20 protein-coding genes are annotated in these 20670 nt (G+C 72.1%); 13 read left to right on the forward strand and 7 right to left on the reverse strand.

The annotated features are described in order from the left end of the window. Positions 1-14: 14 nt before the first annotated feature. The 3 genes from ACFVQZ_RS07705 to ACFVQZ_RS07715 all read right to left on the reverse strand — a co-directional run bounded on the left by ACFVQZ_RS07705 (position 15) and on the right by ACFVQZ_RS07715 (position 3282). Positions 15-2222 carry an FG-GAP-like repeat-containing protein gene (locus ACFVQZ_RS07705; protein ID WP_383620406.1) on the reverse strand — a complete coding sequence of 736 codons (2208 nt, stop codon included), beginning with the start codon at positions 2220-2222 and terminating at the stop codon, positions 15-17. A gap of 137 nt (positions 2223-2359) precedes the next feature. Beyond that, entirely contained in the window at positions 2360-2872 is a 513-nt protein-coding gene (locus ACFVQZ_RS07710; RefSeq protein WP_030494826.1) for a DUF664 domain-containing protein, read from the reverse strand. Then, complete coding sequence (locus tag ACFVQZ_RS07715) at positions 2872-3282, reverse strand: DUF1992 domain-containing protein (RefSeq protein ID WP_030494825.1); 411 nt, start codon at positions 3280-3282, stop codon at positions 2872-2874. The genes ACFVQZ_RS07710 and ACFVQZ_RS07715 overlap by 1 nt, the downstream gene beginning before the upstream one ends. A 128-nt stretch (positions 3283-3410) precedes the next feature. Between ACFVQZ_RS07715 and ACFVQZ_RS07720 the strand changes: the two genes are divergently transcribed. Next, positions 3411-4316: a M23 family metallopeptidase gene (locus ACFVQZ_RS07720; RefSeq protein ID WP_081959034.1), complete on the forward strand. Its 906-nt coding sequence runs from the start codon at positions 3411-3413 to the stop codon at positions 4314-4316. A gap of 118 nt (positions 4317-4434) precedes the next feature. Here ACFVQZ_RS07720 and ACFVQZ_RS07725 read toward each other — a convergent pair whose 3' ends face one another. Further along, complete coding sequence (locus tag ACFVQZ_RS07725; protein WP_030235313.1) at positions 4435-4638, reverse strand: cold-shock protein; 204 nt, start codon at positions 4636-4638, stop codon at positions 4435-4437. A 295-nt stretch (positions 4639-4933) separates the two neighbouring features. On the opposite strand from ACFVQZ_RS07725, the gene ACFVQZ_RS07730 reads away from it, so the two are divergent. From ACFVQZ_RS07730 to ACFVQZ_RS07740, 3 genes are all read left to right on the forward strand, one after another. Continuing rightward, positions 4934-5800 (forward strand): menaquinone biosynthesis protein, encoded by an 867-nt coding sequence (locus tag ACFVQZ_RS07730; RefSeq protein ID WP_030494823.1) that lies wholly within the window; start codon positions 4934-4936, stop codon positions 5798-5800. 280 nt (positions 5801-6080) lie between these two features. Then, on the forward strand, positions 6081-7280 hold the full coding sequence (gene mqnC / locus ACFVQZ_RS07735) for a cyclic dehypoxanthinyl futalosine synthase (protein ID WP_030494822.1): 1200 nt from the start codon (positions 6081-6083) through the stop codon (positions 7278-7280). Positions 7281-7287: 7 nt separating this feature from the next. After that, on the forward strand, positions 7288-7887 hold the full coding sequence (locus ACFVQZ_RS07740; protein WP_030494821.1) for a hypothetical protein: 600 nt from the start codon (positions 7288-7290) through the stop codon (positions 7885-7887). Here ACFVQZ_RS07740 and ACFVQZ_RS07745 read toward each other — a convergent pair. Both ACFVQZ_RS07745 and ACFVQZ_RS07750 read right to left on the reverse strand, forming a co-directional pair. Further along, complete coding sequence (locus ACFVQZ_RS07745; RefSeq protein WP_030494820.1) at positions 7872-8591, reverse strand: hypothetical protein; 720 nt, start codon at positions 8589-8591, stop codon at positions 7872-7874. The genes ACFVQZ_RS07740 and ACFVQZ_RS07745 overlap by 16 nt on opposite strands. Before the next feature lie 8 nt (positions 8592-8599). Further along, complete coding sequence (locus ACFVQZ_RS07750; protein WP_051787812.1) at positions 8600-9151, reverse strand: SigE family RNA polymerase sigma factor; 552 nt, start codon at positions 9149-9151, stop codon at positions 8600-8602. A 116-nt stretch (positions 9152-9267) separates the two neighbouring features. Here ACFVQZ_RS07750 and ACFVQZ_RS07755 point away from each other — a divergent pair, with 116 nt between their 5' ends. Further along, the gene (locus ACFVQZ_RS07755) at positions 9268-9963 is read left to right on the forward strand and encodes a demethylmenaquinone methyltransferase (RefSeq protein ID WP_081959055.1); all 696 of its coding nucleotides are present in this window, start codon (positions 9268-9270) and stop codon (positions 9961-9963) included. Positions 9964-10101: 138 nt separating this feature from the next. Next, positions 10102-11388 (forward strand): geranylgeranyl reductase family protein, encoded by a 1287-nt coding sequence (locus tag ACFVQZ_RS07760; RefSeq protein WP_030494817.1) that lies wholly within the window; start codon positions 10102-10104, stop codon positions 11386-11388. Between the two features lie 80 nt (positions 11389-11468). Here ACFVQZ_RS07760 and ACFVQZ_RS07765 read toward each other — a convergent pair whose 3' ends face one another. Next, on the reverse strand, positions 11469-12401 hold the full coding sequence (locus ACFVQZ_RS07765) for a C40 family peptidase (protein WP_030494816.1): 933 nt from the start codon (positions 12399-12401) through the stop codon (positions 11469-11471). A 695-nt stretch (positions 12402-13096) separates the two neighbouring features. On the opposite strand from ACFVQZ_RS07765, the gene ACFVQZ_RS07770 reads away from it, so the two are divergent. The 7 genes from ACFVQZ_RS07770 to ACFVQZ_RS07800 are packed head-to-tail and all read left to right on the forward strand — an operon-like array spanning position 13097 to position 20650. Next, positions 13097-13456 carry an NADH-quinone oxidoreductase subunit A gene (locus ACFVQZ_RS07770; protein WP_030494815.1) on the forward strand — a complete coding sequence of 120 codons (360 nt, stop codon included), beginning with the start codon at positions 13097-13099 and terminating at the stop codon, positions 13454-13456. A 17-nt stretch (positions 13457-13473) separates the two neighbouring features. Beyond that, positions 13474-14028 (forward strand): NADH-quinone oxidoreductase subunit B family protein, encoded by a 555-nt coding sequence (locus ACFVQZ_RS07775; protein ID WP_030494814.1) that lies wholly within the window; start codon positions 13474-13476, stop codon positions 14026-14028. After that, on the forward strand, positions 14025-14756 hold the full coding sequence (locus ACFVQZ_RS07780; RefSeq protein WP_030494813.1) for an NADH-quinone oxidoreductase subunit C: 732 nt from the start codon (positions 14025-14027) through the stop codon (positions 14754-14756). Before ACFVQZ_RS07775 ends, ACFVQZ_RS07780 begins: the two co-directional genes overlap by 4 nt. Then, the gene (locus ACFVQZ_RS07785; RefSeq protein WP_030494812.1) at positions 14753-16075 is read left to right on the forward strand and encodes an NADH-quinone oxidoreductase subunit D; all 1323 of its coding nucleotides are present in this window, start codon (positions 14753-14755) and stop codon (positions 16073-16075) included. Before ACFVQZ_RS07780 ends, ACFVQZ_RS07785 begins: the two co-directional genes overlap by 4 nt. Further along, complete coding sequence (gene nuoE, locus ACFVQZ_RS07790; protein WP_030494811.1) at positions 16072-16815, forward strand: NADH-quinone oxidoreductase subunit NuoE; 744 nt, start codon at positions 16072-16074, stop codon at positions 16813-16815. The genes ACFVQZ_RS07785 and nuoE overlap by 4 nt, the downstream gene beginning before the upstream one ends. After that, positions 16815-18164 (forward strand): NADH-quinone oxidoreductase subunit NuoF, encoded by a 1350-nt coding sequence (gene nuoF / locus ACFVQZ_RS07795; RefSeq protein ID WP_030494810.1) that lies wholly within the window; start codon positions 16815-16817, stop codon positions 18162-18164. Before nuoE ends, nuoF begins: the two co-directional genes overlap by 1 nt. Then, positions 18161-20650 carry an NADH-quinone oxidoreductase subunit G gene (locus ACFVQZ_RS07800; protein ID WP_383620413.1) on the forward strand — a complete coding sequence of 830 codons (2490 nt, stop codon included), beginning with the start codon at positions 18161-18163 and terminating at the stop codon, positions 20648-20650. Before nuoF ends, ACFVQZ_RS07800 begins: the two co-directional genes overlap by 4 nt. Positions 20651-20670 lie beyond the last annotated feature (20 nt).

Raw genomic sequence — 20670 nt, forward strand, 5'->3', positions numbered from 1 at the left:
GAGGGGGGCGACGGTCAGGCGACGCTGGTGAACTTGGTGCCCTCGCCCGTGAACACCGCGGTGCTCAGGCGGGTGAAGGTGCCGGTGACCGTGCCGTTCGCGTGGTAGACGGACGTGCCGCCGGCCCCGTAGGCCAGCAGGTCGGGCCGCCCGTCGCCGTCGACGTCCCCGGCGCCGACGAGCTGGCTGAAGGCGTTCCAGCCGCCGCCGATGCGGGTGCGGGCGAGGAAGGTGCCCTTGCCGGTGCCCTGGTACAGCCAGAGGACGCCGCTCGTGTCGCGCGCGACGAGGTCGCCGGCGGCGGTGCCGGCGATGTTCCCCGTGGCGACGAGCTGGTTGTAGACGCCCCAGCCGCCGCCGACGCGGACCCGGGTCGCGAACGGCCTGGCGAGGTCGCCGGTGCCCTTGTAGAACCACAGCACCCCGGAGCCGTCGGTCGCGAGCAGGTCGGACCGCCCGTCCCCGTCGAGGTCGGACCCGCCGGTGAGCTTGTTGTAGATCCCCCAGCCGCCGCCCACGCGGACACGGGTGCCGAAGGTGCCGTCGCCCTTCCCGGCGTACGACCAGAGCACCCCGGCGCCGTCGAGCGCGACGAGGTCGCCGGTCAGGCTGCCGTCGAGGTCCCCGACGGCCTCGATGTGCTTGTACGTGTTCCACCCGGAGCCGATCCGGCTCCGCTGGGCGGTCATGACCTGCCCGTTCACCGGCCGGTCGCGCAGGTCGTCGCGCCACAGCACGCCGGCGGCGTCCCGGGCGAGGACGTCGGTGGAGCCGTTGCCGGTGAAGTCGTGCGGGTTGACGTCGCGGCTGACGTACATCTGCCAGCCCTGGTAGGCGGGTTCACCGGAGCCGTCGAGGAGCGACGCCTCGGCCTCGATCGCGTACCGGCCGTTGGGGGCGTCGGTGCCGTCGTCGAGGGTGCCGTCCCAGACGAAGGAGAACCGGGTGCCGGTCTCGGGCGCGGGCACGCGCGCGTGGAAGGTCTGCTCGGTGACCGTGTGGTGCAGCGTCACGTCGAGGAAGGCGTCCGGGCGGGACAGGTCCCAGCCGAGCGTCACCTTGCCGCCGGTCCGGTCGAGGTTCACCCCGTCGGGGACGTGGACCTGCTCGATCGCGAGCGGTACCGAGGTGTCCAGCTCCGCGACCTTGGTGACGACGGGCACGCCGCCCGCCGCCGCGGTGATCCGGAACAGCCCGGCGCCGTCCTCGGCGCGCGAACCGGCGGCCACGACGCTGCCGTCGGTGCCCGCGGCCAGGCCGGACAGCGTCGTGGTGAGCTGCCGGGTCCCCGCGCCGGTCAGCGAGACGGCGGTGGCGGGCTCGCCGTCGGCGCCGTACACCAGCCAGTCGCCCGCCAGCGCGGCCCGGGTGTGCAGGCCGGGGCCGAGGACGGTCGTCTTCCGCTCGCCCGTCGCGCGGTCGACGGAGACGACCCGCCGGCCGTCACCGGAGCCGGCCTCCAGCCAGGCCACGTGGGAGGCGGACAGCATCAGGCCGCCGGCGGTGCTGCCGTCGTCGCCGGGGGCGTCGTGGTGCGCGACGACGGTCTTCTTGCCGAGGTCGACCAGGGCGCGGGCGGGGGTGTACTCGGCGGTGTCGCCCGACGTGTAGGAGACGACCGCGAAGCCGTCCCGCACGGGGGCGGAGGACCGGAAGAACCCGGCGTTCGCCGGCAGTCCGGAGATCTTCTCGCTCCGGAGCACGCCGCCGTCCTGGGTCACGACGTGCAGCTCGACGGTGTGGTCGTCCAGGACCACCTCGGCCAGCACACTGTTCCGGCCCAGCACCGAGAGGAAGGTGCCGCCGATCTCCGCCAGGTCGATCGTGACCCCACGGGCGGTGGGGGAGGCCATGTCGTGCAGGGTGAAGCGGTTCATCGGGTACTCGTGCCCGACCGCGACGACGTCGCCGGACGAGGCCCAGCCCAGGCGGCCGTCGAACCGCTGCGCCGTGCCGCCGGCGTACGGCGTCCACAGCAGCTGCTCGTCGGCGAGCTGCGCGAGGAAGCCGCTCGGCCCCGTGGCGACGAGAGCCGCGCCCGCGGGCAGCACCGGCAGGCCGGAGACGGCGGCCGGGGCGGCCGGGGCGGCTTCCGAGGTGGCCGCGAAGGCGGCGGGTGCCGTGCCGAGGGTGCCCGCGCCGAGCGCGGTGACGGCGAGAACGGCGGTGACGGCCGCGGCGAGACGCGGACGGCTGGTGCGGAACTGCAAGGAGACCCCCACGATGAAGACCGGGCACGAGACGTGCCGCGCCCGGTCAGACTCGTGATCGGGTCGGGTGGTTGTACGGAGGATCGAGGATTCGTTCGATCGATCTCCCGCCAACCTCCGGCGGGGCAGGAGAGGTTACGGCGCACGCCTCAGCCGCCCGTCCGCTCCAGCACCCCCCGCACGTACCCCGCCTGCCCCGCGTGCTGGAGGTCCTCCGCGAGCACCGACACCAGCCGGACGCCCAGCGTCACCGGCGGGTCCCACGCGGTGTCCACCACCCGGTCCAGGTCCGCGTTCGTCACCCCGGCCAGCAGCGACGCCGTCCGCTCGTGCACCGCGTCGTGGTAGCCGAGCAGCAGCTCCGCCGGCACCCGTACGGCCCCGACCTGCGCGGACGTGTGGCCGAAACCGGTCGCGCCGGGCGGGAACGGCAGGCCGAAGCGGTCCCGCCAGCCGTCGGAGCGCCACACCTGCTCCGTACCGAAGGCGTCCGCCAGGTGGTCGTCCTGGACACGGGTGAGGTGCCAGACGAGCCAGGCGATCGAGTTGGCGTCCGGGTCGATCCGGGCGGCCAGCCGGTCCTCGTCCAGGCCCTGCACGGCCGCGTGGACGGCCTCCCGGATCCGGCCGAAGGAGTCGAGCAGCAGGCCGGCACTGTTCATCACGCCCCCTTGGGGTCGCGCGCCGCCCGCCACCGGGCCAGCTCCGCCTCGACGTCGAAGGGCGCCAGGCGCAGCGGGGGACCGGCCGGCGGGCGGCGCAGGGCTTCCGCGATCTTGGTGTTGATCTCGCCGAGGATCCGCCGGACCTGCGCCTCGGACCGGGCCGCCGCGACCGCCGCGGCGGCGTCCTCGACGTCCTTGCGCAGCTGGAGCGCGGGCGGCAGCACCGCCACGCCCTCCCGGTGCAGCTTCTGCTTGACCCACCACAGCGCGTCGTAGGGCGCGGTGTCGTCCGGAAGGGGCTTGCCGAAGCCGGAGAGCGCGCGGAACTCGCCGCGCGCGGTGGCCTCCCGGATCTGCTTGTCGACGAAGGACTCGAAGCTGACGCCCGGCGGTTTCCGTTCGGTCATGTGTCCAGCGTACGTATCCGGGCCGTTCCGCATGTGGTGAACGCGGTCTACTCCGGCGCCCGGTCTTCCGGCACCCTGAGGGCGGTCAACGCGCGTAAACCCTGGTCACCTCACGCCACGGAGGACACATGCGTCACCCGCGTACGACTCGCCCCGCCCCCCGGGCCACCGCCGCCACCACCGGCCGCGCCCGCCGCCCCGCCCCCCGGGCCACCGCCCTCGGCGCCCTGCTGGCCCTGCTCGCCGGGCTGCTCACCGTCCTCGGCACGGCCGGCACCGCCCACGCCGCGCCGCTCTTCAAGGCCCCCTTCGCCTGCGGCCAGAAGTGGACGTACAGCCACCACTCCGCCGAGGTCCGCCAGGCCCTCGACTTCGTCCGCTCCGACGGCGGCGCGACCGCCGGCGCCCCGGTCCTCGCCTCCGCCTCCGGCACCGCCTACCGCTACTCGCAGCCCTCCGGCGCCGGCAACTACATCGTGGTCGACCACGGCGGCGGCTGGAAGACGTACTACTTCCACCTGAACGCCTACTCGGTCGCGCACGGCGCCGCCGTCTCCCAGGGCCAGCAGATCGGCACCACCGGCTCCACCGGCAACAGCTCCGGCGCCCACATCCACTACGAGCAGCTGTACAACGGCGTCGGCCAGACCATCGTGATCAACGGCGTGTCGCTCGCGCCCTACCCCGGCTCGTACGGCTCCAAGCACCTGACCAGCGACAACGGCTGCTCGGGCGGCGGGACCGGGAAGTACTGGGTGGACACCTTCGCCAACGCCACCGGCTACGCCGCGCCCAACACGAACGACCCGCAGGGCGTCCTGAACGCCGGCACGAACTACGTGTACTGCAAGGTCTGGGGCCAGGAGATCCGCGACGCCTCCGGCAACTACAACCACTGGTGGCTCCGCACCGACCTCGACACCGTCTACGCCGGGAAGAACGGCCGCGGCGCCTACGTCTCGGCCTACTACCTGTCCCGCTGGGGCAACGACGAGGCCCGCGACAACAACGGAACCGTCATCCCGAACTGCTGAGCGGGCGGACCGGCCGGACCTCCCGAAAACGGGCAGGAGCCCCGCTCGTGCCGGCAGGCGGCACGGAGCGGGGCTCCTTGGGTACTGCTCTAGAAGATCTCGATCGCCACTACGGCGTTCAGATCGCGGTGACGTTCTCCGCCTGCGGACCCTTCGGGCCCTGGGTGACGTCGAAGCTCACCGCCTGGTTCTCCTCGAGGGAACGGAAGCCGTTCGCGTTGATCGCGGAGTAGTGGACGAAGACATCCGGGCCGCCGCCTTCCTGGGCGATGAAGCCAAAGCCCTTTTCAGCGTTGAACCACTTGACGGTTCCGGTAGCCATGAGCCCTCCTATGGGCCAAAGGGTCGCCCTGCTCCAGAACCTGCAAACAAGTCTGAAAACTACAAAAGCCTGCGGGTCACATGCTCCGCAGGCTCTGTACTGCAAGGGAAACCAAACTGCAACTTGCGTCGAGCGTAGCACGCAGTGTGTGCGACGCGATAGAGGGAAAGATCACGTCACCCGCATGTTTGATCCCGGCGCTATGCCGCTGACGCGCCGCGCCGGTGAGAGCGACGGCCTTCCCGACCGGATCCCCGGCGATGTCCACCGTACGAGACGGGGCTAGCCTCGCGATGTGGACAATGCGAACGACGAGCACCAGCGCAGCCGGCCCCGCGTCGGGCACATCCAGTTCCTGAACTGCCTGCCCCTCTACTGGGGCCTCGCCAGGACCGGGACGCTCCTCGATCTGGAGCTGACCAAGGACACCCCGGAGAAACTGAGCGAGCGGCTCGTCCGGGGCGACCTCGACATCGGTCCCATCACCCTCGTCGAGTACCTGCGCCACGCCGACGGCCTGGTCGCCCTCCCCGACATCGCCGTCGGCTGCGACGGCCCCGTCATGTCCTGCGTGATCGTCTCCCAGCGCCCCCTGGAGGAGCTGGACGGCGCCCGCGTCGCGCTCGGCTCCACCTCGCGGACCTCGGTGCGCCTCGCCCAGCTGCTGCTCGCGGAGCGGTACGGCGTCACGCCCGACTACTACACCTGCCCGCCCGACCTGGGGCTGATGATGCAGGAGGCCGACGCGGCGGTCCTCATCGGCGACGCCGCCCTGCGGGCCTCGCTGCACGACGCGCCCCGGCTCGGCCTCGCCGTCCACGACCTCGGCCTGATGTGGAAGGAATGGACGGGACTGCCGTTCGTCTTCGCCGTCTGGGCCACCCGCAAGGAGTACCTGGAGCGCGAACCGGAGACCGTCCACGAGGTCCACCGCGCCTTCCTCGCCTCCCGCGACCTCTCCCTCGACGAGGTCGCCAAGGTCGCCGAACAGGCCGCCCGCTGGGAGGCATTCGACGCCGAGCTGCTGGAGCGCTACTTCCGCACGCTCGACTTCCGCTTCGGCCCCGGGCAACTCGCCGGAGTACGCGAGTTCGCCCGCCGCACCGGTCCGACGACCGGATTTCCGGCGGACGTGCGGGTCGAACTGCTGCCGCCGCAATAACCCGCCGGGCGACCCGCCCGCCGCCCGCCGAATTCCCGCCCGGATTTCCGGGCCGCCCCCGTTTCCCGGCCTCTCCGGCGCCTTCCCATTCCCGCCGCCGGAATCGCGCAAGGGAACGTTCATCGGAAATTCATCCCCACCCGGACCCCGGCCCGGCGGGCGGACCCCCCTGGCGTACGCTGGATCGGGCCGCCGACCGGCCCTGAAGCACGCGCGCCGGCACGCTCGACCGCACGCCTCGACTGCCCGCCCCGAAGCAACCTCCGAAAGGGACGAAACGGTGACCGAGAAGGCCGACCTCCAGTCCGTTCTCGACCGTGCCGCCGCCGGTGGCCGCATCACCCCCGAGGAGGCGCTCGACCTCTACCGCTCGGCGCCCCTGCACGCCCTCGGCGCCGCCGCCGACGCCGTGCGCCGCCGCCGCTACGCCGGTACCGAGCACATCGCGACGTACATCATCGAGCGGAACATCAACTACACCAACGTCTGCGTCACCGCCTGCAAGTTCTGCGCCTTCTACGCGGCCCCCAAGGACACGAAGAAGGGCTGGACCCGCGACCTCGACGACATCCTGCGCCGCTGCGCGGAGACCGTCGAGCTCGGCGGCACCCAGATCATGTTCCAGGGCGGCCACCACCCGGACTACGGCGTCGAGTACTACGAGAAGCACTTCGCCGCCATCAAGAAGGAGTTCCCGCAGCTCGTCATCCACTCCCTCGGCGCGTCCGAGGTCGAGCACATGGCGCGCATCTCCGGCGTCTCCGTCGAGGAGGCCATCGGCCGCATCCACGCGGCCGGCCTCGACTCCTTCGCCGGCGCCGGCGCGGAACTCCTCCCCGAGCGCCCCCGCAAGGCCATCGCGCCGCTCAAGGAGTCCGGCGAGCGCTGGCTGGAGATCATGGAGATCGCCCACGGCCTGGGCGTCGAGTCCACCTCCACCATGCTCATGGGCACCGGCGAGACCAACGCCGAGCGCATCGAGCACCTGCGGATGATCCGCGACACGCAGGACCGGACGGGCGGCTTCCGGGCCTTCATCCCGTACACGTACCAGCCCGAGAACAACCACCTCAAGGGCCGCACGCAGGCCACCCTCTTCGAGTACCTGCGCATGATCGCCATCGCCCGGATCTTCCTCGACAACGTCGCCCACATCCAGGGCTCCTGGCTCACCACCGGCAAGGAGGTCGGCCAGCTCTCCCTGCACTACGGCGCCGACGACCTCGGCTCGATCATGCTGGAGGAGAACGTCGTCTCCTCCGCCGGCGCGAAGCACCGCTCCAACCGGCTGGAGATCATCGACCTGATCCGCAAGGCCGGCCGCGTCCCCGCCCAGCGCTCCACCACCTACGAGCACCTGGTCGTCCACGACGACCCGGCGAACGACCCGGCCGACGACCGCGTCGCCTCCCACATCTCCTCTGTGGCCATCGAGGGCGGCACCGCCCACCCCGAGCTGAAGCTCCTCGACGCCCGCTGACCGCCCCGTGCTCACCCTCCACACCGCCGACGCCGCCCCGGAGCTGGCCGTCCTCGTCGACGGCCCCCGGATCGCCGCCGTCGGCCCGTACGAGGAACTGGCGGACGCCCACCAGGACGCCCGCCTCCGCCGCTGGCCCGGCATCCTGCTGCCCGGCCTGCTCAACCCGTACGCCCCCGAGCTCCTGGAGCGCACCTACCACCCCGACCCGCGCGAGGCCGACACGCTCGGCACCGCGCCGATCACCGGGGAGCGGGCGGCGGAACTCTTCCGCGCCGACCCCGCCCGCCTCGCCGCCAGCGCCCGCCGCGGCGTCCAGCGGCTGCTCGCGCACGGCACGGTCGCGATCGCGGGCGAGCTGCGCACCCGCGCCGCGGCCGACGCGGTCCGCCGCGCCGGCCTCGCCACCGGCCGGCGCCCCGACCAGCTCCCCGGCCCGCCGTCCCTCTCCCCGCGCCCGCTGATCCTCCTGCCCCGCCCGACCCCCGGCGCCCCGGCCCGCTTCGCCGTCTTCGACGTCCCCGACCCGGCCACCCTGGTCCGCCGCGGCGCGTCCACCTGCGTGGCCACGGTCCTCGACGGCCGCCTGGTCTACCGCGCCCGCTGATTCCCGGCGGGCGGGGCGACCGGGTCGAGCGGCGGGTCGTCCGCCTCCATCTGGTAGAAGTACGCCCGCTCCACCAGGCTCGGGAAGGACCAGTCCCCGGCGACGGCGAGCAGGTCGGCGGCCTTCACCGGCACCTTCCCGTCCTTCCCGGCGTACACGGCGAGGACGACATCGGCGTCCTTGTACGCGTACCTCACCAGCACCCGGTCGGGCGACTCGCTGACCGGCCCGAGCCGCAGCTCCCCGACCTCCATCTCCCGCCGGTCCCGCCGCACCCCGTCGTTCACGGGCCGCCGCACCGACACGACCGCGCGGAAGCTCCCGCCGCCGGCCTCGATCACGTACTCGCTCACCCGGTCGCCCACCGGCCGGACGAGCTCCACCGGCAGCTCCGAGCCCAGCAGCCGGGCCATCTGCCCGCGGTACTCGTCACGGCGGACCCAGTCGGCCCCCGTCAGCCGCGTCTCGCGGACGGTCGGCGCGGCCGGCAGCGGCTCGCCGGTACCGCCGCCCGGCAGCAGCGCCAGGCCGAGCGCCCCCGCCGTGACCACGGCGAACGCGGCCGTACCGACCGCGAACCGGGCACGGGCCCGCCGCCTGCGCCCCTCGCGCACCGCCAGCGGCACGAGGTCGGGCAGCGGCGGAAGGTCCTCGGCCGTACGGTCCAGGGCGTCGCGGAGCAGAAAGGTCTCATCGGTGTCCACGGTGAACCTCAGCTTCCTTCCATCGAGAGCCCGGCGTCGGCCAGCCGGGTGCGGAGTCGGGCGAGCGAGCGCGAGCACTGGCTCTTCACGGTGGCCTCGCTGCACCGCAGCAGCGCCGCCACGGAGGCCACGCTCTGGTCGTCCCAGTAGCGCAGCACCACCATCGCCCGCGCCCGGGGCGGGAGTTCGGCGAGCGCCGCGAGCAGCGTCACGCGCAGGTCGGCGTGGTCGGCGACGGCCTCGGGCACGGTCCCCCCGGCCCGGCCGAGCGCCAGCAGGTCCCGCAGCCGGCGCCGCCGCTCGGCGAGGAACGTCCTGGTCAGCACGGTCTTGGCGTACGCGAGCGGATGCTCGGCCGCGCCCGCCCGCCGCCAGTGCTGGTACAGCTTCGCGAGCGTGGTCTGGGTCAGGTCCCGCGCGCCCTCCGCGTCCCCGCAGAGCAGGTACGCCGTCCGGTACAGCCGCTGCTGCGCGGAGCGCGCGAACTCCTCGAACCCGGTCTCCGACCCCACGTCCACGGCCGGGACCGCCCTCGGCCCGGCCTCGGTCGTCACTGCCATCGCACCTCTGCTCTCCTCGCCGCCGTCTGCTGTGTCCGACCGTCCTTGAGCACGCCCGGGCCCGAAAGGTTGAAGCGGTACGGGGAGAGATTCGGGCGGCTGCTTGAATGGGTTCCGTGACCCGAGCCAACCTGGACAAACAGCCGCACGAAGTCGCCTCCATGTTCGACGACGTGGCGGCCAACTACGACCTCACCAACGACGTGCTCTCGCTCGGCCAGGACCGCCGCTGGCGCAAGGAGGTCGCCAAGGCGGTCGACGCCCGGCCCGCGCAGAAGGTCCTCGACCTCGCGGCCGGCACCGCCACCTCCTCGCAGCCGTTCGCGCGGGCGGGCGCGTACGTCGTCCCGTGCGACTTCTCGCTCGGCATGCTGCGGGTCGGGAAGCAGCGGCACCCGTGGATGCCGTTCACGGCGGGCGACGGCACGAAGCTGCCCTTCCGGGACGACGTCTTCGACGCGGTGACGATCTCCTTCGGGCTCCGCAACATCCAGGACACCGAGCAGGCGCTGCGCGAGCTGTACCGGGTGACGAAGCCCGGCGGCCGGGTCGTCATCTGCGAGTTCTCGCACCCGACGTGGGGCCCGTTCCGCACGGTGTACGAGGAGTACCTGATGCGCGCGCTGCCGCCGGTCGCCCGCGCGGTGTCCTCCAACCCCGACGCGTACGTCTACCTCGCCGAGTCCATCCAGTCCTGGCCCGACCAGCCGTCCCTCGCGGGCCTGCTCCAGAAGGCCGGCTGGTCGAAGGTGGCCTGGCGGAACCTGACTGGCGGCATCGTCGCCCTCCACCGCGGCTTCAAGCCCGCGTAACCCCCGCAGCGCCCCGTCCGCCGCCGGGCCCGTCCGCCGCCGGAGACCCGGTCGGCGGTGCAGGGCGCCGTCGTCGGCGGAGGGGCCCGCCCTAGACTTCCCTACGACCCTCTTCGCCGACCTTTCGGGAGATTCGCCGTGACCGAGACCCCCCTCTCCGAGCACAGCGCAGATGTGATCGTCGTCGGAGCGGGCCCGGCCGGCTCCACCACCGCGTACTACCTGGCCAAGGCCGGCCTGGACGTGCTGCTCCTGGAGAAGACGGCGTTCCCGCGCGAGAAGGTCTGCGGCGACGGCCTCACCCCGCGCGCCACGAAGCAGCTCGTCTCGATGGGCATCGACATCTCCGAAGAGGCCGGCTGGCTGCGCAACAAGGGCCTGCGGATCATCGGCGGCGGCGTGCGGCTCCAGCTGGACTGGCCCGACCTCGCCTCGTACCCGGACTACGGACTGGTCCGCAAGCGCGACGACTTCGACGAGATGCTGGCCCGGCAGGCGCAGAAGGCCGGCGCCCGCCTGTACGAGCGCTGCAACGTCGGCGCCCCGGTCGTGGACGCCCGCACCGGCCGGATCACCGGCGTCCACGCCAAGCTCGGCGAGGAGAAGACCGAGGTCACCTTCCACGCCCCGCTGGTCGTCGCCGCCGACGGCAACTCGACGCGCCTGTCCCTCGCCATGGGCCTGCACCGGCGCGAGGACCGCCCGATGGGCGTCGCCGTCCGCACGTACTTCACGACCCCCCGGCACGACGACGACTACCTGGAGTCGTGGCTGGAGCTGTGGGACAAGCGCGGCCCCGAGGACCGCCTCCTCCCCGGCTACGGCTGGATCTTCGGCATGGGCGACGGCACCTCCAACGTCGGCCTGGGCATCCTCGACTCCTCGTCCGCCTTCCGTGAGCTGGACTGGCGCGAGGTGCTGAAGACGTGGTGCGCGTCGATGCCGGAGGACTGGGGCTTCACCCCGGAGAACATGACGACGCCGATCCGCGGCGCGGCCCTCCCGATGGCCTTCAACCGCCAGCCGCACTACACCAAGGGCCTGCTGCTCGTCGGCGACGCGGGCGGCCTGGTCAACCCGTTCAACGGCGAGGGCATCGCCTACGCGATGGAGTCCGGCCAGATCGCCGCCGACGTCATCGTCCAGGCCCACGCCCGCGCCACCCCCGCCCAGCGCGAACTGGCCCTCCAGCGCTACCCGCGCGTCCTCAAGGACACCTACGGCGGCTACTACACGCTGGGCCGCGCCTTCGTGAAGCTCATCGGCAACCCGAAGATCATGAAGATCGCCACCCAGCGCGGCCTGACCCACCCGCTCCTGATGAAGTTCACCCTCAAGATGCTGGCCAACCTCACCGACCCCACGGGCGGCGACGCGATGGACCGCATCATCAACGGCCTCTCGAAGGTCGCCCCGAAGGCCTGACGCCCGGGCCCCGGACACGCCGAAGGGCCGTCGCTCCCCCGAGGAGTGACGGCCCTTCGTACTGCTCCGATCGCCCGGGATCAGAGGATGCGGACGGCGCCCGACGGCGGGTCCCAGTCGAGCGAGCGCTCGACGACGCCGGTGGACGAGTTCTGCGCGCCGACGTACTTGCCGCCGCCGACGTAGACGGCGACGTGGTACGAGCCGCTGCGGCTGCCCCAGTAGAGGATGTCGCCCGGCTGGAGGTTGCCCAGGGAGACGGAGGTGCCCATGCTCGACTGCTGGTACGAGATGCGCGGCAGGTCGATGCCGGCGGCGGCGTAGGCGGCCTGGACGAGGCCGGAGCAGTCCCACGAGTTGGGGCCGGTGCCGCCGGTGACGTACGCGTCGCCGACCTGGGCGCGGGCGAAGGCGACGATCGCGGCGGCGGTGCCGGAGGCGGCCTGGGTCGACTCCGAGGAGGAGGCGGAGGAGCCGCTGTCGCTCGACGAGTCCGCGCGCGAACCGGAGTCCGAGGAGGAGGACGAGGAGGACGCGTCGGACGCCGCGGTGGTGCGCAGCTGGGTGCGGGCGGCGTCGCGGGCGGCGCGGGCCTGCGCCTCGGCGCGGGCCTCGGCCTCGGCGCGCTCGCGCTCGGCCTTCGCCTCGGCCTCCTGGCGGGCCTTCTCGGCGCGCTCGGCCTCGGCCTTGCGGTCGGCCTCGGCCTTGGCCTTCTTGGCCTCCTTGGCGGCCTTCTCCAGGGCGGCGGCCTCCTGGGCCTGCAGGCTCTGGTCGAGGGCCTCCTGCTGGGACGCCTCGGCGGAGGCGGCCACGGCGCTGGAGAGGTCCGCGGTGAGAGAGCCCAGGGTGGGCATCTCGATGGTCTCGGTCACCGGCTCGGCACTCGCCGGGCCGGCAGCACCGGCCACCGCGATGGTGCCGAGGACGCCACCGGCAACTCCGGCGCGGAGCGCGAGCTTCGAGGCGCTGCGGCGGGGCTTCCGGTGGCTGGGTATGTGAGCGGTGTGGGACATGGGTACAACCGCTATCAGGGCTTCACGGTTCCCTTCAAGAAACGTGGGTTGCGCCACAGTTACGACCGGAACTCCACAATCCGCTTCCTCGGCCCCCTTATTGACGCCGTAACGGGCAAAACGGGCACGGCTCATTGTGCCCTTGATCATGGGTTTTCAATGAGATGCCCGAATTGCCCCTCGCTTACCACCTCTTGAAGCCGATGGCCAAGCCCCGTTCTTTTCGGGCCGCCGCGGCGTGACGCAGGTCACACCCTCGTCTCGTGAACGCGTGCACACGGAGCCGCGGCGTCCACTTCCGTCCCGCGGGCCCCTCGGACGGGCGACGGCCCTGCCTATATCACCCAGACGCGTCCACTGCCAATTTGCTTGCACGGCCCATCTCTTGATAGAGCGCCACCCGTTCCGACCAGCGATTTCCGGTCCGAATGTCACACCTGGTGATCACCTGGGCGCTTCACGCGACAAGATCACTGCTCATCCGACTTCATGATCCTTCGTCAGGTGGTGGAGATCACAAATCCGTTGGCGACCCCCGTGTCGCAGATCACAGAGGGGCGGGCTTAAGATACGCGGACGTCGGGCTTGTGAACTGCCTCACATGTGGGCGATCTTCCCGGAGGTCGCCGCGGGGCTCCGCGAGCGAGCCGACAGTGCGGTCCAACGGTCAAGGACGACTGGAAGGAGCGAGGAGCGTGAATGCGTACGCGCCCATCCTCGTGCTCGGTGCCCTGGGTGCGGGGTTTGCGATCTTCTCCGTGGTCATGGCCACGCTAATCGGGCCAAAGCGGTACAACAGGGCAAAACTTGAGGCGTACGAGTGCGGCATCGAGCCCACGCCGACGCCCGCCGGGGGAGGCCGCTTCCCCATCAAGTACTACCTGACGGCGATGCTCTTCATCGTCTTCGACATCGAGATCGTCTTCCTCTACCCCTGGGCCGTCACCTTCGACGCCCTGGGGCTTTTCGGGCTCGTGGAGATGCTGCTCTTCGTGCTCACCGTCTTCGTCGCCTACGCCTACGTGTGGCGGCGCGGCGGCCTGGAATGGGACTGAGGGGCTGAGGAGCACCCATGGGACTCGAAGAGAAGCTGCCCAGCGGTTTCCTGCTGACCACCGTCGAGCAGGCCGCGGGCTGGGTCCGGAAGGCGTCCGTCTTCCCCGCGACCTTCGGCCTCGCCTGCTGCGCCATCGAGATGATGACGACCGGCGCCGGCCGCTACGACCTCGCCCGCTTCGGCATGGAGGTCTTCCGCGGCTCCCCGCGCCAGGCCGACCTGATGATCGTCGCCGGCCGGGTCAGCCAGAAGATGGCGCCCGTCCTGCGGCAGGTCTACGACCAGATGCCCAACCCCAAGTGGGTGATCTCCATGGGCGTCTGCGCCTCCTCGGGCGGCATGTTCAACAACTACGCGATCGTGCAGGGCGTCGACCACATCGTGCCGGTCGACATCTACCTGCCGGGCTGCCCGCCGCGCCCGGAGATGCTGATGGACGCGATCCTCAAGCTCCACCAGAAGATCCAGGGCTCCAAGCTCGGCGTGAACGCCGAGGAGGCGGCCCGCGAGGCGGAGGAGGCGGCGCTGAAGGCACTGCCGACCATCGAGATGAAGGGTCTGCTGCGTTGAGCGAAGAAACGCCGAACCCCGAGAAGGAGCTCTCCGCGCAGAACCTGCCCGGGCAGCGCGGTGACCACGGGGAGGAGGTACGGCTCCAGCGCGGCATGTTCGGCGCGAACAACGGCGGCGACACCTCCGGTTACGGCGGCCTCGTCCGCTCGATCCGCCTCCCCGGCCCGGCCGCCCGCCCCTACGGCGGCTGGTTCGACGAGGTCGCCGACGAGCTCGAAGGCGCCCTGGAGGAGCAGGGGCTCGTCCCCGAGAACGCCATCGAGAAGACGGTCGTCGACCGCGGCGAGCTCACCTTCCACATCGAGCGCGAGCACCTGGTCCGCGTGGCCCGCACCCTGCGCGACGACCCGGCGCTCCGCTTCGAGCTCTGCACCGGCGTCTCCGGCGTCCACTACCCGGGCGACAAGGGCCGCGAGCTGCACGCCGTCTACCACCTGCGGTCGCTCACCCACGGGCGGCTGATCCGGCTGGAGGTCTCCGCCCCCGACGCCGACCCGCGGATCCCGTCCCTCGTCGCCGTCTACCCGACGAACGACTGGCACGAGCGCGAGACGTACGACTTCTTCGGGATCGTCTTCGAAGGCCACCCGGCCCTCACCCGGATCATGATGCCGGACGACTGGCAGGGCCACCCGCAGCGCAAGGACTATCCGCTCGGCGGCATCGCCGTCGAGTACAAGGGCGCCCAGATCCCGGCTCCGGACCAGCGGAGGTCGTACTCGTGAACAGCACCGCATCCAGCCCCCGCGAGACCACCGAGGGGTCCGTCTACACGGTCACCGGCGGCGACTGGGACGAGGTCGTCCAGTCCGCGGCGAAGGCCGACGACGAGCGGATCGTCGTCAACATGGGCCCCCAGCACCCGTCCACCCACGGCGTGCTCCGGCTCATCCTGGAGATCGACGGCGAGACCGTCACCGAGGCCCGCTGCGGCATCGGCTACCTCCACACCGGCATCGAGAAGAACCTCGAGTACCGGACCTGGACGCAGGGCACCACCTTCGTCACGCGCATGGACTACCTCACCTCGTTCTACAACGAGACGGCGTACTGCCTCGGCGTGGAGAAGCTGCTCGGCATCACCGACGACGTCCCCGACCGGGCGAGCGTCATCCGGGTCCTGCTCATGGAGCTCAACCGGCTCTCCTCGCACCTGGTGTGCATCGCCACCGGCGGCATGGAGCTCGGCGCCACCACGATCATGATCTACGGCTTCCGGGACCGCGAGATGATCCTGGACCTGTACGAGCTGATCACCGGCCTGCGCATGAACCACGCGTACATCCGGCCCGGCGGCCTCGCCCAGGACCTGCCGCCCGGCGGCGTCGACGCCGTGCGCGAGTTCGTGAAGACCATGAAGAAGAACCTGCCGGAGTACGACAAGCTCGCCACCGGCAACCCCATCTTCAAGGCCCGCATGCAGGGCGTCGGCCACCTCGACCTGACCGGCTGCATGGCCCTCGGCGCCACCGGACCGATCCTCCGCTCCGCGGGCCTCCCGCACGACCTGCGGAAGACCGACCCGTACTGCGGCTACGAGACCTACGACTTCGAGGTCCCCACCGCCGACACCTGCGACGCCTACGGCCGCTTCCTCGTCCGCCTGGAGGAGATGCGCCAGTCGCTGCGGATCGTCGAGCAGTGCCTCGACCGGCTGGAGCCCGGCCCGGTCATGGTCGGCGACAAGAAGATCGCCTGGCCCGCCCAGCTCGCCCTCGGCCCCGACGGCCTCGGCAACTCCCTCGACCACATCAAGAAGATCATGGGCACCTCCATGGAGGCCCTGATCCACCACTTCAAGCTGGTCACCGAGGGCTTCCGGGTCCCGGCCGGCCAGGCGTACGCGGCCGTCGAGTCCCCCAAGGGCGAACTCGGCGTGCACGTGGTCTCCGACGGCGGCACCCGCCCCTTCCGGGTCCACTTCCGCGACCCGTCCTTCACCAACCTCCAGGCCATGGCCGCGATGTGCGAGGGCGGCCAGGTCGCCGACGTCATCGTCGCCGTCGCCTCCATCGACCCCGTGATGGGAGGCGTCGACCGATGACCGAGAACGTCAGCCTCGGGATGCCCCAGCTCCCCGCGGACCCGTACCCGGCGGACGTCCACGCCCGCCTGACGGCGGACGCCCAGGCGATCATCGACCGCTACCCCGGCTCCCGCTCCGCGCTCCTGCCGATGCTGCACCTCGTGCAGGCGGAGGAGGGCCACGTGACCCGCACCGGCATGCAGTTCTGCGCCGACATGCTCGGCCTGACCACCGCCGAGGTCACCGCCGTCGCCACCTTCTACACCATGTACCGCCGCAAGCCGTCCGGCGACTACCAGGTCGGCGTCTGCACCAACACCCTGTGCGCGGTCATGGGCGGCGACGCCATCTTCGAGGAACTGAAGCAGCACCTCGGCGTCGGCAACAACGAGACCACCGAGGACGGCAAGGTCACCCTCGAGCACATCGAGTGCAACGCCGCCTGCGACTACGCCCCCGTCGTGATGGTCAACTGGGAGTTCTTCGACAACCAGACCCCCGAGTCGGCCAAGAAGATGGTCGACGACCTCCGCGCGGGCCGCACCGTCGAACCCACCCGCGGCGCCCCCCTGTGCACCTTCAAGGAGACCGCCCGCATCCTCGCCGGCTTCCCCGACGAGCGCCCCGGCGCCGTCGCGGCCACCGGCGGCGCGGGCCCCGCGTCCCTCGTCGGCCTCCGGCTGGCCAAGGGCGAGACCCCGCAGCAGACCCGCATCGTCCACCCGCGCGGTGAGGCAGCCGGTCAGGAGGGAGAGTGATGACCTTGGCCGCCGAGATCAACTCCAGCAGCCCGGAGAAGCTTCTCTCCCCGGTGCTCTCCGCCTTCTGGGACCAGCCCGACTCCTGGACCCTGGAGACGTACGAACGCCACGACGGCTACCAGGGCCTGCGCAAGGCCCTCGCCATGAGCCCCGACGACCTCATCGCGTACGTGAAGGACTCCGGGCTCCGCGGACGCGGCGGCGCCGGCTTCCCCACCGGCATGAAGTGGCAGTTCATCCCGCAGGGCGACGGCAAGCCGCACTACCTCGTCGTCAACGCCGACGAGTCCGAGCCCGGCACCTGCAAGGACATCCCCCTCCTCTTCGCCAACCCGCACTCCCTCATCGAGGGCATCGTGATCGCCTGCTACGCGATCCGCTCGAACCACGCCTTCATCTACCTGCGCGGCGAGGTCGTCCCCGTCCTGCGCCGCCTCCACGAGGCCGTCCGCGAGGCGTACCAGGCCGGCTACCTCGGCCGGAACGTCCTCGGCAGCGGGCTCGACGTCGAACTCACCGTGCACGCCGGCGCCGGCGCGTACATCTGCGGCGAGGAGACCGCCCTCCTCGACTCGCTCGAAGGCCGCCGCGGCCAGCCCCGGCTCCGGCCCCCCTTCCCCGCGGTCGCCGGCCTCTACGCCTGCCCCACCGTGGTGAACAACGTCGAGTCCATCGCGTCCGTTCCCGCGATCCTGCACCGCGGCAAGGACTGGTTCACCTCGATGGGCAGCGAGAAGTCCCCCGGCTTCACGCTCTACTCGCTGAGCGGCCACGTCGCCTCGCCCGGCCAGTACGAGGCCCCCCTCGGCATCACCCTGCGCCAGCTCCTCGACATGAGCGGCGGCATGCGCCCCGGACACCGGCTCAAGTTCTGGACCCCCGGCGGCTCCTCCACCCCCATGTTCACCGAGGAGCACCTCGACGTGCCCCTCGACTACGAGGGCGTCGGCGCCGCCGGCTCCATGCTCGGCACCAAGGCCCTCCAGTGCTTCGACGAGACCACCTGCGTCGTCCGGGCCGTCACCCGCTGGACCGAGTTCTACGCCCACGAGTCCTGCGGCAAGTGCACCCCCTGCCGCGAGGGCACCTACTGGCTCGTCCAGCTCCTCCGCGACATCGAGGCCGGCCGGGGCGTGATGTCCGACCTCGACAAGCTGAACGACATCGCCGACAACATCAACGGCAAGTCGTTCTGCGCCCTCGGCGACGGCGCCGCCTCGCCGATCTTCTCCTCGCTGAAGTACTTCCGCGACGAGTACGAGCAGCACATCACGGGCAAGGGCTGCCCCTTCGACCCGGCCAAGTCGACCGCCTGGGCGGACAACCACAAGGAGGTGACCGCATGACCGTCACCACGCCCGACAGCGCGGGCGGCGGAAGCCCGGCCGTACCGCCGGAAGACCTCGTGACGCTGACCATCGACGGCGCCGAGATCTCCGTCCCCAAGGGGACCCTGGTCATCCGCGCCGCCGAACAGCTCGGCATCGAGATCCCCCGCTTCTGCGACCACCCGCTCCTCGACCCCGCCGGCGCCTGCCGCCAGTGCATCGTCGAGGTCGAGGGCCAGCGCAAGCCGATGGCCTCCTGCACCATCACCTGCACCGACGGCATGGTCGTCAAGTCGCAGCTGACGTCGCCGGTCGCCGAGAAGGCCCAGCACGGCGTGATGGAGCTGCTGCTCATCAACCACCCGCTGGACTGCCCGGTCTGCGACAAGGGCGGCGAGTGCCCCCTGCAGAACCAGGCCATGTCCCACGGGCAGGCCGACTCCCGCTTCGACGGCGTCAAGCGGACCTACGAGAAGCCCGTCCCGATCTCCACCCAGGTGCTGCTCGACCGCGAGCGGTGCGTCCTGTGCGCCCGCTGCACCCGCTTCTCGAACCAGGTCGCCGGCGACCCGATGATCGAACTCATCGAGCGCGGCGCCCTCCAGCAGGTCGGCACCGGCGACGGCGACCCCTTCGAGTCGTACTTCTCCGGCAACACCATCCAGATCTGCCCGGTCGGCGCCCTCACCTCGGCGGCGTACCGCTTCCGCTCCCGCCCCTTCGACCTGGTGTCCTCGCCCTCCGTGTGCGAGCACTGCGCCGGCGGCTGCGCCACCCGCACCGACCACCGGCGCGGCAAGGTCATGCGCCGTCTCGCGCAGGACGACCCCGAGGTCAACGAGGAGTGGATCTGCGACAAGGGCCGGTTCGCCTTCCGGTACGCGCAGCAGCGCGACCGGCTGACGACCCCGCTCGTGCGCAACGCCCAGGGCGTCCTCGAACCGGCGTCCTGGCCCGAGGCGCTGGAGGCCGCCGCCCGCGGACTCGTCCGCGGCCGGACCGGCGTCCTCGCCGGCGGCCGGCTCACCGTCGAGGACGCCTACGCCTACGCCAAGTTCGCGCGGGTCGCCCTCGACACCCACGACGTCGACTTCCGCGCCCGCGTCCACTCCGGCGAGGAGGCCGACTTCCTCGCCGCGCACGTGGCGGGACGCGGCCGCGACCTGGACGGCTCCGGGGTCACGTACACCTCGCTCGAAGCCGCGCCGACGGTGCTGCTCGTCGGCCTGGAGTCCGAGGAGGAGGCCCCCGGCGTCTTCCTGCGGCTCCGCAAGGCGTGGCGCAAGCGCGGACAGAAGACGTACGCCGTCGCCACCCACGCCACCCGCGGCCTGGAGAAGGCCGGCGGCACCCTGCTGCCCGCCGCCCCCGGCACCGAGGCCGAGTGGCTCGACGCCCTCACCTCCCGCGTCGGCCTCGACTCCACCGGCTGGGCCGCCGCCGAGGCCCTGCGCCAGGACGGCGCCGTCATCGCCGTCGGCGAACGGCTCGCCGGCGTGCCCGGCGCGCTCACCGCCGCCCTCCGCGCCTCCGCCGCCACCGGCGCGCAGCTCGTCTGGATCCCGCGCCGGGCCGGCGAGCGCGGCGCGGTCGAGGCCGGCGCGCTGCCGAGCCTGCTGCCCGGCGGCCGTCCCGCGACCGACCCCCGCGCCCGCGAGGAGGTCGCCGCCGCCTGGGGCGTCCGCGAACTCCCGCATGGCTACGGCCGCGACACCGGCCAGATCGTGGAGGCCGCCGCCGCCGGCGAACTCGCCGCGCTGCTCGTCGGCGGCGTCGACGCCGACGACCTGCCCGACCCGGCACGCGCGCGGGAAGCCCTCGACGCGGCCTTCGTCGTCTCCCTCGAACTGCGCCCCGGCGCCGTCACCGAGCGCGCCGACGTCGTCCTCCCGGTCGCCGCCGTCGCCGAGAAGCCCGGCACCTTCCTCAACTGGGAAGGCCGCGTCCGGATGTTCGAGGCCGCGCTCAAGCCCGAGCAGATGACGAGGACGCTCGCCCCGAGCGACCTGCGGGTCCTCCACATGCTCGCCGACGCCATGGACGCCCACCTCGGCCTGCCCGACCTGAAGGCGGCCCGGCGCGAGATGGACCGGCTCGGCCGCTGGACCGAGGAGCGGGCCTCCGAGCCCGCCGCGCACGCCGTGCCCGCGCCCCGGCCCGGCGACGGCGAGGCCGTCCTCGGCGGCCACCGGCTCCTGCTCGACCTCGGCCGGCTCCAGGAGGGCGACGAGGCGCTGGCCGGCACCCGCCACGCGGCCGTCGCCCGGCTCTCCGCCGGCACCGCGGCCGACACCGGCGTCAAGGACGGCGACCTGCTGGAGGTCACCGGCCCCGCGGGCTCCGTCGCCTTCCCCCTCCAGGTCACCGAGATGCCCGACCGGGTCGTCTGGCTCCCGATGAACTCGGCCGGCCGCGGCGTCCTCGCCGGCACCGGCGCCCGCCCCGGCGACCTGGTCCGCATCGGCCCGGCCGCCCCTTCGACTTCGCCGGAGGTGCAGGCGTGAACACCCTCCTCGCCGCGGAG

Source organism: Streptomyces sp. NPDC057854, assembly GCF_042797055.1.
Lineage (GTDB): Bacteria > Actinomycetota > Actinomycetes > Streptomycetales > Streptomycetaceae > Streptomyces.